The following is a 12,861-nucleotide window of genomic DNA, read 5'->3' on the forward strand; positions in this document are numbered from 1 at the left end:
GCTTCTCCGTCACGCCGCTTCCAGCAGGCGGTCCTTGCTGACCGGCTCGTTCGAAAATTCCCGCACCAGTGCGCCGCGCTTGAGCACGAGGATGCGGTCGGCCAGCGACAGCACCGTCTCCGGCTCGGTCGACAGCACGATGATCGCGAGCCCCCTGGCGCGGAGGTCACGGACGATGTTGATGACGTCGTTCTTGGCGCCGACGTCCATGCCGCGGGTCGGCTCGCACAGCACCAGCAGCTTTGGCGGATAGGTCAGCCATTTCGCCAGCGCGACCTTCTGCTGGTTGCCGCCGGAGAGCATGCCGAGATCGAGGCCGACCACCGGCGGCCTGATCTGCAATTGCTCGACCTGGCGCCTGGCGATGTCGCGCTCCTGTGCCGGCTTGAGCAGCAGCGACGAGATGCGATCCAGAATGCTGATCGAGATGTTCTTGTAGACCGGCTCCTGGTGAAACAGCATGTCGCGCCGGCTCTCCGGCACCAGCGCGACGCCCGCGCGGCGCGCAGCCGCCGTGCTGGCGAAGGTCTTGGGTTTGCCCTCGACGGCGAGCGTGCCGCCGTCCGGCTTCAGCTTGCCGAACAGGATGCGCGACAGCTCCTGCTGTCCGCAACCCATGAAGCCGTAGATGCCGAGCACCTCGCCGGCGCGCGCCTCGAAGGAGATGTCCTTCAGGCTGCGCGCCAGCGAGAGCTGGTCGACCTTCAGCACCACCGAGCTGCCGCTCGGCTGCGGCAGCATCAGATCATCGGTGTAGCTATGCTCGAGCGCTTCGCCGCCGCGGCCGATCATGGCCTCGATCAGCGCGCCCTTGCTGGTCGCCGCGCTCGCTGTCTCCGCGATCTTCCGTCCGTTGCGGAACACGGTCACCGTGTCCGACACGAGCAAGATGTCCTCGATGAAATGCGAGATGAAGACGATTGCGGTGCCTTCCTCGCGAAGGCGCCGGAGCGTCGCGAACAGCCGCTCGACCTCGGGCGGGGAGAGGGCGGAGGTCGGCTCGTCCAGGATGACGATGCGGGCGCCGGAGAACAGCACGCGGGCGATCTCGATCAGCTGCTGGAGCCCGATCGGGAGGTCGCCGAGCCGGCTCATCGGATCGACGTCGATGCCGAAGCGGGCAAGCTGCTCGCCGGCCTCGCGCGCCATGCGCCGCCACTGCACCAGACCGAGGGCGTTGGTCGGTTGGTTGCCGAGGAAGACGTTCTCCGCGACCGTGAGGTCGGGCGCGACAGAGAGCTCCTGGTGCACCATGGCGATGCCGGCCGCATGCGCGTCGCGCGTCGAGCGGAAATGGGTCTCCTTCCCGTCGAGCAGGAAACGGCCGGAGAATTCGGTGTGCACGCCGGCGATGATCTTCATCAGCGTGCTTTTCCCGGCGCCGTTCTCGCCGACGAGACCGTGGATCTCGCCGGGATGAAGCGCGAAGTCGACACCACGAAGCGCCTCGACGCCGCCGAAGCTCTTCGTGATGCCTTGCAGTTCCAGGATGGGCGAACGATCCTCTCGCATTGCAGATCAGATCTTGGAGGCTCAGATCAGGAAGTGATCCTGCATCCACTGCATCCCGGCGGCGTTGGCCTTGGTCACGACCGGGCCGTCGGTGACGACGTTCTTCGGGATGCCCTGTCCGCTCTTCTCGCCGCCGACGACGGCGGAAACGCCCGCGATGATCGCACCGCCATGGATGCGGCAGGACGGATTGCGCACGGTCGCGAACATGCGGCCCTCGCTCACCGCCTGGATTGCCGGCGGCATCGCGTCGACGCCGCCGATCAGGATGTTGGTGCGGCCCCGCGCCTTCATGATGTTGGCAGCCGCCAGCGCCATGTCGTCATTGTGGAAGAACGCCGCGTCGATCTGCGGATATTTCGTCAGATAGGTTTCCCAGAGGCGCGCGGTCTTCGAGACGTCCCAATCGGCCGGCTGGGTGTCGAGCACCTCGATGCCGGGAAATTGCTTGACGACGTTGTTGAAGCCCTTGGCGCGGCCCTGCGCGCCGGTATGGCCGAGCGCGCCCTGCGTCATGATGATCTTGCCCTTGCCGCCCATGGCGTTGCACAGCGCCTGCGTCACCGAGGCGCCCATGAACTCGTTGTCGGGAGCGAGGAAGGAGTGGACGTTGATCTGGTCGAGCGGAGCAATCAGCGTGTCCATGTCGATCACGGGCGTGCCGGCGTCGATCATCTTCTGCACGGGCTGGGTGAGGGTGCCGATGCCGAAGGCCTGGATCGCGACGAAATCCCATTTCTGCGAGGCCATGTTGTCGATCGCGGCGCGCTGCTTCACCGCATCGAGCTGGCCGTCGAACCAGGTGACTTCGACGTTGAACAGCTTGCCCCAGAATTCCGCGGCCTGCTTGCCCTGCGCACACCAGGTGGCCTGGAGGCCGGCGTTGGAGAACGCCGCCTTCAGCGGCTTCTCCGATCGTCCGACTTCGGCCGCCAATGCGGGGTTTATGCCCATGCTGCCGAGGATGGCAGTTGCGGCGCCGGCGGTCGCTGCCGCCTGAAGAAGATCGCGCCTCGTCGTCGAGAAATCTTTCGTCCCGGACATCGCTCGCTCCCATAGATTTTGGCGTCGGCGCGTCATTGATTGCGCGACCGAGGCGGAAAGTGTCTCACAATCGAAGAGTTCACGCCACCCAATCTGCGATTGCGCGCAACGTCGCGGCGAGCCGTGGTGGTGCAGCGCAAAGCGTCAGGCCGGAACGGTGACGTATGCCTCGATGTCCGTCAGCAACGTATCCCAGGCCTGCGCGATCTCGGCCGACCATGCATCGCCGAGCAGGTCGCGCAGGGTATCCCTGATGACCGCGAAGAACGCGATGAACAGCTCGCGCGGCGTGCCATAGGCATCGTGCGAGACGACTTCGCAGGCGATCAGCCGGAAATGTCCGCTGCGCGTCCCGGCGAAATCGAGGATCGCCTCGATCGTCAGCGCAAGCATCGATCCCTTCACGAGCTCGCTGCCTTGCGAGCGGAACATCGCTCGCGTTTCCGGGTGTTCGTCGAAAAGACGCCGGTAGACCAGCGGCGTGAGATCCGCGCAGCGCGAGGCTGCGCGTTCAAAGCTCTGTTCGATCGGATTGGGGGAGATAGTCATCAGCGTAGGCGCCATGCAGACAAAAAAAGAGCGGGGCCCTAGCCCCGCTCAAAAATTGTGTCGACCCTATTATCCCCGATTCTAAGATTTGCTCTTGATTGACGGGGCGACGCTGCGTTTTGCGCGCCAGGGGCTCCTCCCGAGACTTGGACCACCAGACTTCGACCTCTCGGCCAGCCTGAGCAAGAGGGATGCTAGATCAACTTTTCTCACTTGTCATCATTTTCGGCAACGATTGTTCAAAATAAGAGCAGTTAACGAAACGATCGGGCTTTTAGCCATGTAAGCATATGACAAATATAAGAAATCTGTGGATGGGCGGGGCGGATCGGCTGCCTCAAATGCCGGACCCGCCCCCGGATGGGGCGCCCGGACCACGGTTTTCGGCAAATTTGCGCTGGATCAAGAAGGCGGCGGAACTGACCTCGACTCAGGTCCCGGCGCGGTGTTTAGTTAGCGCACGAACGAATGGTTCGGCGGATGCGCGCACGGCTGCAAAAATTCCTACCCCTGGTCCTGCTCGCCCTGGCGATGCAGGTGCTGGCGCCGATCGCCGCCTGCTGGGCGGCCGGCCAGGCCGTGGCCGATCCGCTGTCGGCCGCCGTCATCTGCCACAGTGCGAATGAACAGGGCGGCCTGAACGATCAGACGGGCACGCCAACCGCGCATGGCGCTGCGTGCGCGCTCTGCTGCCTGGCCCAGGCCAATGCGTCGCTCGATTCGCCGCCAGAGGTTGCGCTCGCCATTCCCTTCCGCCATGCCGAATGTGTGGCGTGGCACGTGGCGGACGCATCCGCTGTTTCCGTCCATAAGGACGGAAGTGCTCAGGCGCGCGCGCCTCCTCGATTTTCCTGACGACCCTCGGTGTCGCCGCGGTCCGTCCGCTGGCGACTGATGCTGTCGAACAGCCGGGAAGAAAGCCGGCGTCAGGAATGCCTCATGTTACGTTGCCATGCCCGCCGTGGCGTGAGCGTCGTTGCCGTTCAGGCCGCGCTGCTTGCGTCGTCGAGCGGAGCCTTCGCCCAAAGCAGCAGCGCAGTGCTGCCGCCGGTGACCGTCGACGCGCCCGCTGCAGTGAAGCCCAAGCCACGCAAGCCGGCCGCTAATACGGCTGCCGCCAGGAACCGGTCGGCAAAGCCCGCCGGCGAGCGCGCGGCTCCTGCTGTTGCCAGCGAGCAGGGAGCGGCCAGCGCCCGAGCGTCGCTGGATCCGCCGGCCGCCGTGGCGCGCTATCAATTGCCGCAGCGCTCCTTCAGCGTCACGGCGAAGGAGGTCGATGAGACGATCAACCTCAAGGACCCCGAGGACGCCGTCAAATACATGCCGAGCCTGTTCGTGCGAAAGCGGAACGACGGCGACAATCAGGCGGTGCTCGCGACGCGAAGCTGGGGGCTGAACTCCAGTGCGCGCACGCTGGTCTACTACGATGACCTCCTCATCTCGGCGCTGATCGGCAACAACAACACGAACTCCTCGCCAAGATGGAACCTGATCTCGCCGGAAGCGATCGGGCGGGTCGATTACCTCAACGGTCCGTTCGCGGCCGCCTATCCCGGCAATTCGATTGGCGGCGTGCTGCTGATCACGTCAAAAATGCCGGACAAGCCGTTTGCGGTCGCCAAGGAAACGGTCTCGGTGATGCCGTGGAATCAGTACGGCACCAAGGACACCTACGTGACCAGTCAGACCAGTGCGGCCGCGGGTAATCGCGACGGCGCGCTGTCCTGGCTTGTCAGCGCCAATTACCTCGACAGTTTTCAGCAACCGTTGAGCTACACAACCTTCGGCACCACGCTTGGGGTGGGACCTGCCGGCACGACGGGAACGATCGCCGCCCAGAACAAGGCAGGTGGTGTCGCCAATGTCGTCGGCACCGGCGCGCTGGCGCATTCGCAGCAGACCTCGGGCAATCTGCGGCTCGCCTACGACATCACGCCGCTGGTGCAGGCGACGTACTCGTTCGGCATCTGGAACAATCACCAGACCTCCGATCCGCAGACCTATCTGAGGTCGACTGTGACGGGTCTGCCGACTTTCGGGGGCGTCAGCAGCTTTGCCAACAGCAAATACACCTGGGATCAGATCCATGTGAGCAATGCCGTCTCGCTCAAAAGCGATACCAAGGGTGTCTTCGACTTCGACCTCGCGGCCTCGAGCTACAACTATCTCCAGGACATCCAGGTCAGTCCCTATACGGTCTCGCCGTCGCCGGGCCTTGGCTATTCCCTGAACGGCAAGGTGACGCGGATGGATGGCACCAACTGGCAGAACGCCGACGCCAAGGGCATCTGGCGTCCGCTGGGCTATGACGGCGCGCACGAGGTCAGCTTTGGCATCCACGGCGACCGGTACCGGCTCGAAAACCCGGTCTATGCTTCGAGCGTCTGGTATAACACGCCATCGACGGGCAACGGCCAGCTCTATTCGACCGGCGTCGGCGAGACGCGCACTGGGGCTTTGTGGGTGCAGGACGCCTGGAAGATCATCCCGACTGTCAAGTTGACACTCGGCGGACGGCTGGAGAGCTGGCAGGCAGTTGAAGGCTTCAATCTCAACACCATGGCCACCAGCGCCGGTGTCATCACGTCCGTTGTGCCGACATGGCAACCGGGGCTGTCCTCGACCAACTTCTCGCCGAAGGCGTCGCTGTCGTTCGATCCGAACAAGGACTGGAATATCACGGCGAATTTCGGTGAGGCGTACCGCTATCCGACGGTCACCGAACTCTATCAGAACATCACCGTCAACGGCGTCACCTATCTTGCCAATCCGCTGCTGTCGCCGGAGCAGGATTTCACCGGCGAGCTCAATCTTGAGCGGCGCTGGGTGGATGGTCGGGTGCGGCTCACGGTATTCGGCGAGCGGACCAACAATGCACTGATCTCACAGTCGACCACGGTGACCGACGCAAGTGGGGCGCAGTCTGTGCAGACAGCGATCAGCAACGTCGCCGCGATCCGGATGCAGGGCGTAGAATTGTCTGCCGACAAGGATAACGTTCTCATCGCGGGCTTGCAGGTGTTTGGTAGCGTGACCTACGTCGACTCGCGGATCATCTCCGACCCGAGCTGGAAGGGCGCGACCACCGTCGTCGGCAAGCGCGTGCCTTACGTGCCCGACTGGCGCGCCAAGTTCGGTGTCACCTACAGGCCGAATGAGAATTGGGCCTATACGGTCGCGGCCCGCTACAGCGGCAAGCAGTACTCGACGCTGGACAACACCGATCGCATCTCCCACGTTTACGGCGCGTTCGATAACTTTTTCGTTGTGGACTTGAAGATGCACTATAACGCGACGAAGAATTTCGCGTTCGACTTCGGCATCGATAATCTCTTCAACGAGCAGTACTTCCTGTTCCATCCGTTCCCGGGGCGAACCTTCGTTCTCGCCGGCAAGTACACGTTCTGAAGGGTGGGGCGATGTTAACGACGACAAGAAAGGTAACGACATGAACAAGCTCTCACGCATCTTCGCACTGGCGGCGCTCTCGGCCGTCGTGTTCGCCGCACCCGCGTCGGCCGACGACGTCAAGGCCGGCGATCTCGTCATCTCGCAGGCGTGGAGCCGGGCGACGCCGGGCGGCGCCAAGGTCGCGGGCGGCTATCTCACCATCGAGAACAAGGGCACGGTGGCGGACAAGCTGGTCAGCGTTTCCGCCGATATCGCCGGCAAGGCAGAGGTCCACGAGATGGCGATGGACAATGGCGTGATGAAGATGCGCCAGCTGGACAAGGGGCTCGTGATCGAGCCGGGCAAGACCGTGAAGTTCGCGCCCGGCGGCTATCATTTGATGCTCCAGGAGCTGAAGGGGCCGTTCAAGCAGGGCGACAAGGTGCCGGTGACGCTTCAGTTCGAGAAGGCCGGCAAGGTCGCCGTTTCCCTGGACGTGCAGGGCGTCGGCGCGCAGGCGCCCGGCGACGGCGGGCACATGATGAAGGAAATGCCGGACCATTCGGGAATGAAGATGTGACGAGCATGATCAGGACCTTCGGGAGACCGAATATGTCGAAGCGAACCTGGCTGATCCTTCTCGGCGTGCTTGCGGCAGCGCCGGCAAATGCGCACGTCTTCCTCGAGGGCAAGCAGGCGAGTGTGGGGGCGTCGTACAAGGCCGTCTTCGCCGTGCCGCACGGCTGCGGGGGCTCGCCCACGGTGAAGATCCGCGTCCAGATCCCCGAAGGGGTGATCGCGGTGAAGCCGATGCCGAAGGCGGGCTGGAGCGTCGATGTCGTCGAGGGCCAATATGCCAGCGAGTACGACTATCACGGCAACAAGCTCGCCTCGGGCGTCAAGGAGGTGTCGTGGTCCGGCGGCAAGCTGCCGGACAAGAATTATGACGAGTTCGTCATGCACACGGTGCTGACCGACAAGCTCAAGCCGAACACGACCCTGTACTTCCCCGTCGTCCAGGAGTGCGAGGCCGGCGTCAGCCGCTGGATCGAAATTCCGGCGGAAGGGGCAGGGCATTCGCACGAGGGCAAGTCGCCCGCGCCTGGTGTAAAGCTGTTGCCCAAACCCTGATGCGCGTTCTCGCCGCGCTCGCGACGCTGCTCCTGATTGTCGGCTTCGCGACCGGCGCGTCGGCGCATGCCGCGCTCGTCTCGGTCGAGCCGGCGAGTGGCAGCATCCTGAAAACGGCGCCGAAGGCGGTGGAGCTGCGCTTCAACGAGGCGGTGACGCCGGGCGCGATTCTGCTGATCGACGGCGCGGGCAGGGCGCGGGACGACGCAAGCGTCAGCGCATCGGGCGAGACAATCTCGGTCGCGCTGCCGCCGGACCTGCCGCAGGGAACGGCGGTGGTCAGCTATCGCGTGATCTCGCAGGACGGCCATCCCGTCTCGGGATCGGTGGTCTTTTCGATTGGCACGCCGACGGCGACGAAGCCTCCGACCTCTACGGATAGCGGGCTGAACGCGCTGATCTGGCTGGCGCGGGTCGGTCTCTATCTCGGGCTGTTCGTCGGCGTCGGCGGCGTGTTCTTTGCGCGCTGGATCGCGTGGTCGATGATCGGGATGACCGTTCCGCGCGTAGCGCTCGCCATCGGTATTCCGAGTGCCACGGCGTCCCTTGGCGCGCTGGGCCTCGATCTCCTCGGGCTGCCGCCAGCGGCTCTCTCGACGGCTGCTCCCTGGAAGGTCGCATTCGCGACCAGCGCCGGCCCCGCGCTGCTGGTTGCCATTGGCGCGATGCTGCTTGCCTTGATGGCGTTGCGCAGCGCTTGGTATGCGCGTGCTCTTGCGAGCATCGCGCTCGTCGGCGTCGGCCTGTCGCTCGCGATGACGGGGCACGCTGCAACGGCGCCGCCTGAGGCGTTGACCCGGCCGGCGATCTTTCTCCACGGCCTCGGCGTCAGCATCTGGATCGGTGCTCTCGCGCCGCTCATCGCGCTGGTGTCGAAGCCGACGATCGCGACTCTTCCCGTCGTGAACCGCTTTTCGCGCATCGCTGCGCTGGCGGTCGGCGTGCTGGCCTTGACCGGCCTCGCACTCGCGATCGTTCAGCTCGAAAAGCCGGCAGCGCTGGTCGAGACCCGCTACGGACTGATTCTCTCGACCAAGCTTGCGTTGGTCACAGGATTGCTGGCGCTCGCCGCGCTGAATCGGTTCCGGCTGACGCCGGCCCTCGCCCGGGGCGAGAAAGGAACGCCCGCGCTCAAGCGCTCGATCCTGCTGGAAGGCGCGATTGCACTCGCGATCCTTGCCGTTGTCGCCGGCTGGCGCTTCACGCCGCCGCCGCGGACCATCGTTCCGGAGACGCCCTTGGTGGTCCACATCCATACCGACAAGGCGATGTTCCAGGTCCTGGTTTCGCCGGGCAAGGCCGGTGTCGATGACTTCGTGCTCCAGCTCATGACCGGTGAAGCGGCGCCGCTGGCGGCCAAGGAGGTGACGCTGACCCTGAGCCTGCCCGAGCGCGGTATCGAGCCGATGGAGCGGGACGCCTCGCTCGGGCCGGATGGCTATTGGCATGTGCGCAAGGTCGAGCTGCCCTTTGCCGGCCGCTGGCATGTGCGGATCGGTGCGCTGGTGACCGACTTCGAGAAGATCACGCTCGAGGACGAGCTTGAGGTGACGCCGTAAGGGGCGCCGCTGCGGCTCAAGCAGAACCTGAAGTCGACGGAAAATTGACAAGGAATCCCGCCGTGTTAGCGGCTTTTCCTCATTCCCGGTCTTGTGTTTTCGCTCCCAATCCGGTTTCACTGCAACCCCTCACTGATTCCCCGAGTGTTGCCATGCGGTTGTCGCGGTTCTTTCTGCCCATCCTGAAGGAAAATCCGAAAGAGGCGGAGATCGTCTCGCATCGGCTCATGCTGCGCGCCGGCATGATCCGGCAGGAGGCGGCCGGCATCTATGCCTGGCTGCCGCTCGGCTTCCGCGTGCTGAAGAAGATCGAGCAGATCGTGCGCGAGGAGCAGGACCGCTCAGGCGCACTGGAACTTCTGATGCCGACGCTCCAGCTCGCCGACCTCTGGCGCGAGAGCGGCCGCTACGACGCCTACGGTCCGGAGATGCTGCGCATCGCCGATCGCCACAAGCGCGAGCTGCTGTACGGGCCGACCAACGAGGAAATGATCACCGAGATCTTCCGCGCCTATGTGAAGTCCTACAAGAACCTGCCGCTGAATCTCTATCATATCCAATGGAAATTCCGCGACGAGCAGCGTCCGCGCTTCGGCGTGATGCGCGGCCGCGAATTCCTGATGAAGGACGCCTATTCCTTCGATCTCAACGAGGCGGCGGCGCGCGTCGCCTACAACAAGATGTTCGTCGCATATCTGCGCACCTTCGCGCGGATGGGGCTGAAGGCGATCCCGATGCGCGCCGAGACCGGGCCGATCGGCGGCGATCTCAGCCACGAATTCATTGTGCTCGCCGAAACCGGCGAATCCGGCGTGTTCATCAATCGCGACGTGCTGGACCTGCCGGTGCCGGGCGAGGACGTCGACTATGAGAGCGACCTCACGCCGATCATCAAGCAATGGACGTCGGTCTACGCTGCGACCGAGGACGTGCACGACGCCGCACGTTTCGAGCAGGAAGTGCCGGAAGCCAAGCGGCTCAACACCCGCGGCATCGAGGTCGGCCAGATCTTCTATTTCGGCACGAAGTATTCCGAGCCGATGAAGGCGATGGTGGCCGGCCCCGACGGTGTCGACGTGCCGATCCATGGCGGCTCCTACGGTGTCGGCGTCTCGCGTCTGCTCGGCGCCATCATCGAGGCCTGCCATGACGACGCCGGCATCAAATGGCCGGAAGCCGTCGCCCCGTTCCGCGCGGTGGTGCTGAACCTCAAGCAGGGCGATGCCGCGGTGGATGCGGCCTGCGAGAAGCTCTATGCGGAGCTCCAGGCCAAGGGCGTCGACGTGCTCTATGACGACACCGACCAGCGTGCCGGCGCCAAATTCGCCGCCGCCGACCTGATCGGCATTCCCTGGCAGATCATGATCGGGCCGAAGGGGCTCGCCGACGGCAAGGTCGAGCTCAAGCGGCGCAGCGACGGCTCACGCGAGACCATGTCGCCAGCGGACGCGGTCGCAAGACTTGTGGGCTGATAAGCCTGGTCGGCTGAATATTGTTCATCGCGCGATATCGCGGCCGCCAATCCGGCCACAATTGACCCCGAATCATGGGATTATCGAGCGATGGATGAAACCATGACCGAAACCGTGCAAACCGCGCCTTTTGCGCCATTCGAGTGGATGCTGTCGGCGCGCTACTTGCGGGCGCGCCGTAAGGAGGGATTCATCTCGGTCATCGCCGGGTTCTCCTTCCTCGGCATCATGCTGGGCGTGGCGACGCTGATCATCGTGATGGCGGTGATGAACGGCTTCCGCAAGGAACTGCTCGACAAGATCCTGGGGCTGAACGGTCACATCCTGGTCCAGCCGTTGGAATCGCCGCTGACAGACTGGAAGGACGTCGCCGACCGCATCAGCCAGGTCCAGGGCATCCGGCTTGCCGCGCCGGTGGTGGACGGCCAGGCGCTGGCGTCCTCGCCGTGGAACGCCTCGGGCGTGCTGGTGCGCGGCATCCGCTCCGACGACCTCAACAACCTCACCTCGATTGCCAAGAACATCAAGCAGGGCTCGCTCGAAGGCTTCGACGACGGGCAGGGCGTCGCGATCGGGCGGCGCCTCGCCGACCAGCTCTCGCTGCACGCCGGCGACAGCATCACGCTGGTGGCGCCGAAGGGCGCGGTGACGCCGATGGGCACGACGCCGCGCATCAAGCCGTACAAGATCGTCGCCGTGTTCGAGATCGGCATGTCCGAATACGATCTCGGCTTCGTGTTCATGCCGCTGGCGGAGGCGCAAGCCTATTTCAACCGCAGCAACGACGTCACCTCGATCGAGGTGTTCACCACCAATCCCGATCGCATCGTCGCCTTTAACAAGGCGGTGACGGAAGCCGCGGCGCGGCCGGTGTTCCTGGTCGACTGGCGGCAGCGCAACTCGACCTTCTTCAACGCGCTCCAGGTCGAGCGCAACGTGATGTTCCTGATCCTGACCATGATCGTGCTGGTCGCGGCGCTCAACATCGTGTCCGGCCTGATCATGCTGGTGAAGGACAAGGGCAGCGACATCGCCATCCTGCGCACCATGGGCGCCTCGCAAGGCTCGATCATGCGCATCTTCCTGATCACGGGCGCCTCGATCGGCGTGGTCGGCACGCTGGTCGGCTTCTTCGTCGGCCTCGTGATCTGCCTCAACATCGAATCCATCAGGCAATTCCTGTCCTGGCTCACCAGCACCGAGCTGTTCTCGCCGGAGCTCTATTTCCTGTCGAAGCTGCCCGCCGAGATCGACGTCGGCGAGACCACGGCCGTCGTCATCATGGCGCTGACGCTGTCGTTCCTGGCGACGCTGTACCCGTCGTGGCGCGCCGCGCGCCTCGATCCCGTCGAAGCGCTCCGGTACGAGTGAGGGGCTGATGGAGCAGCAACAGGGGGCTGAGGATGTTCCGGTCATTTATCTCCACGAGATAAAGCGGCAGTACTTGCAGGGCGAGGTACCGCTGACGATCCTGGACGGCGCCAAGCTTGCGCTGTGGGCCGGACAGTCGGTCGCGCTGGTGGCGCCGTCGGGCTCGGGCAAGTCGACGCTGCTGCACATCGCGGGGCTGCTGGAGGCGCCCGATTCCGGCGAGGTCTACGTCAATGGCGCGCCGACCTCGCAACTTCCGGACATCGAGCGCACGCAGCTTCGCCGCACCGACATCGGCTTCGTCTACCAGTCGCACCGGCTGCTGCCGGAGTTCTCGGCGCTGGAGAACGTCATGCTGCCGCAGATGATCCGCGGCCTGAAGAAGTCCGAGAGCGTCAAGCGCGCCAAGGAGATCCTGGGCTATCTCGGCCTCGGCGACCGCATCACCCATCGCCCGGCGGAGCTGTCGGGCGGCGAGCAGCAGCGCGTCGCGATCGCGCGCGCGGTGGCGAATGCGCCGCGCGTGCTGTTTGCGGACGAGCCGACCGGTAACCTCGATCCGCACACGGCGGACCACGTGTTCCAGGCCCTGATGCAGCTCGTCAAGGCGACGCGGGTCTCGATGCTAATCGCGACCCACAACATGGAGCTCGCCGGCCGCATGGACCGGCGGGTCTCGCTGTCGGACGGCCAGGTGGTCGAGCTCGAATAACAAAAAACTGCGAAAACAACCCCATGCACAGTAGCCGGCCCTGGCCGGCTACGATCGGGGTGACGCCTTGCAGCCCTTTGACAGGTCAAGCAAAACGGCAGCGACGGCGCATCGCCCCGGT

General features: G+C 64.4%; 11 protein-coding genes. 8 read left to right on the top strand and 3 right to left on the bottom strand.

Going from position 1 to position 12,861, the window contains the following annotated elements; translation table 11 throughout:
- Positions 1 to 9: 9 nt before the first annotated feature.
- From AB5K84_RS21975 to AB5K84_RS21985, 3 genes are all read right to left on the bottom strand, one after another.
- Entirely contained in the window at positions 10 to 1,512 is a 1,503-nt protein-coding gene (locus AB5K84_RS21975; RefSeq protein ID WP_011087652.1) for a sugar ABC transporter ATP-binding protein, read from the bottom strand.
- A 21-nt stretch (positions 1,513 to 1,533) separates the two neighbouring features.
- Positions 1,534 to 2,556, bottom strand: a complete 1,023-nt coding sequence (locus AB5K84_RS21980; protein WP_007610940.1) for a sugar ABC transporter substrate-binding protein — start codon at positions 2,554 to 2,556, stop codon at positions 1,534 to 1,536.
- A gap of 144 nt (positions 2,557 to 2,700) precedes the next feature.
- Positions 2,701 to 3,105, bottom strand: coding sequence for a globin (locus AB5K84_RS21985; RefSeq protein WP_038966296.1), 405 nt, complete (start codon positions 3,103 to 3,105; stop codon positions 2,701 to 2,703).
- Positions 3,106 to 3,585: 480 nt separating this feature from the next.
- On the opposite strand from AB5K84_RS21985, the gene AB5K84_RS21990 reads away from it, so the two are divergent.
- The 8 genes from AB5K84_RS21990 to AB5K84_RS22025 all read left to right on the top strand — a co-directional run bounded on the left by AB5K84_RS21990 (position 3,586) and on the right by AB5K84_RS22025 (position 12,740).
- A complete protein-coding gene (locus tag AB5K84_RS21990; protein WP_028171733.1) occupies positions 3,586 to 3,960 on the top strand; it encodes a DUF2946 domain-containing protein in 375 nt (124 codons plus the stop codon).
- 84 nt (positions 3,961 to 4,044) lie between these two features.
- Positions 4,045 to 6,513: a TonB-dependent receptor gene (locus AB5K84_RS21995; protein ID WP_162494110.1), complete on the top strand. Its 2,469-nt coding sequence runs from the start codon at positions 4,045 to 4,047 to the stop codon at positions 6,511 to 6,513.
- A gap of 40 nt (positions 6,514 to 6,553) precedes the next feature.
- Positions 6,554 to 7,075, top strand: a complete 522-nt coding sequence (locus AB5K84_RS22000; RefSeq protein ID WP_011087647.1) for a copper chaperone PCu(A)C — start codon at positions 6,554 to 6,556, stop codon at positions 7,073 to 7,075.
- Positions 7,076 to 7,107: 32 nt separating this feature from the next.
- Entirely contained in the window at positions 7,108 to 7,626 is a 519-nt protein-coding gene (locus AB5K84_RS22005) for a YcnI family copper-binding membrane protein (RefSeq protein WP_038966290.1), read from the top strand.
- Positions 7,626 to 9,185: a copper resistance CopC/CopD family protein gene (locus tag AB5K84_RS22010; protein ID WP_038966289.1), complete on the top strand. Its 1,560-nt coding sequence runs from the start codon at positions 7,626 to 7,628 to the stop codon at positions 9,183 to 9,185. The genes AB5K84_RS22005 and AB5K84_RS22010 overlap by 1 nt, the downstream gene beginning before the upstream one ends.
- A 152-nt stretch (positions 9,186 to 9,337) precedes the next feature.
- Positions 9,338 to 10,657 carry a proline--tRNA ligase gene (proS, locus tag AB5K84_RS22015; RefSeq protein WP_011087644.1) on the top strand — a complete coding sequence of 440 codons (1,320 nt, stop codon included), beginning with the start codon at positions 9,338 to 9,340 and terminating at the stop codon, positions 10,655 to 10,657.
- 90 nt (positions 10,658 to 10,747) lie between these two features.
- The gene (locus AB5K84_RS22020) at positions 10,748 to 12,028 is read left to right on the top strand and encodes a lipoprotein-releasing ABC transporter permease subunit (protein ID WP_011087643.1); all 1,281 of its coding nucleotides are present in this window, start codon (positions 10,748 to 10,750) and stop codon (positions 12,026 to 12,028) included.
- 7 nt (positions 12,029 to 12,035) lie between these two features.
- Complete coding sequence (locus AB5K84_RS22025) at positions 12,036 to 12,740, top strand: ABC transporter ATP-binding protein (RefSeq protein ID WP_011087642.1); 705 nt, start codon at positions 12,036 to 12,038, stop codon at positions 12,738 to 12,740.
- The last annotated feature ends 121 nt before the right edge of the window (positions 12,741 to 12,861 follow it).

The sequence above is a fragment of the Bradyrhizobium sp. 1200_D9_N1_1 genome (assembly GCF_052075915.1).
Lineage (GTDB): Bacteria > Pseudomonadota > Alphaproteobacteria > Rhizobiales > Xanthobacteraceae > Bradyrhizobium > Bradyrhizobium diazoefficiens.

Bases quoted from the DNA above. Each gene is read 5' to 3' on its own strand.
- AB5K84_RS21975 (WP_011087652.1), bottom strand. From the start codon at position 1,512: ATGCGAGAGGATCGTTCGCCCATCCTGGAACTGCAAGGCATCACGAAG.
- AB5K84_RS21980 (WP_007610940.1), bottom strand. From the start codon at position 2,556: ATGTCCGGGACGAAAGATTTCTCGACGACGAGGCGCGATCTTCTTCAG.
- AB5K84_RS21985 (WP_038966296.1), bottom strand. From the start codon at position 3,105: ATGACTATCTCCCCCAATCCGATCGAACAGAGCTTTGAACGCGCAGCC.
- AB5K84_RS21990 (WP_028171733.1), top strand. From the start codon at position 3,586: ATGCGCGCACGGCTGCAAAAATTCCTACCCCTGGTCCTGCTCGCCCTG.
- AB5K84_RS21995 (WP_162494110.1), top strand. From the start codon at position 4,045: ATGTTACGTTGCCATGCCCGCCGTGGCGTGAGCGTCGTTGCCGTTCAG.
- AB5K84_RS22000 (WP_011087647.1), top strand. From the start codon at position 6,554: ATGAACAAGCTCTCACGCATCTTCGCACTGGCGGCGCTCTCGGCCGTC.
- AB5K84_RS22005 (WP_038966290.1), top strand. From the start codon at position 7,108: ATGTCGAAGCGAACCTGGCTGATCCTTCTCGGCGTGCTTGCGGCAGCG.
- AB5K84_RS22010 (WP_038966289.1), top strand. From the start codon at position 7,626: ATGCGCGTTCTCGCCGCGCTCGCGACGCTGCTCCTGATTGTCGGCTTC.
- proS (WP_011087644.1), top strand. From the start codon at position 9,338: ATGCGGTTGTCGCGGTTCTTTCTGCCCATCCTGAAGGAAAATCCGAAA.
- AB5K84_RS22020 (WP_011087643.1), top strand. From the start codon at position 10,748: ATGGATGAAACCATGACCGAAACCGTGCAAACCGCGCCTTTTGCGCCA.
- AB5K84_RS22025 (WP_011087642.1), top strand. From the start codon at position 12,036: ATGGAGCAGCAACAGGGGGCTGAGGATGTTCCGGTCATTTATCTCCAC.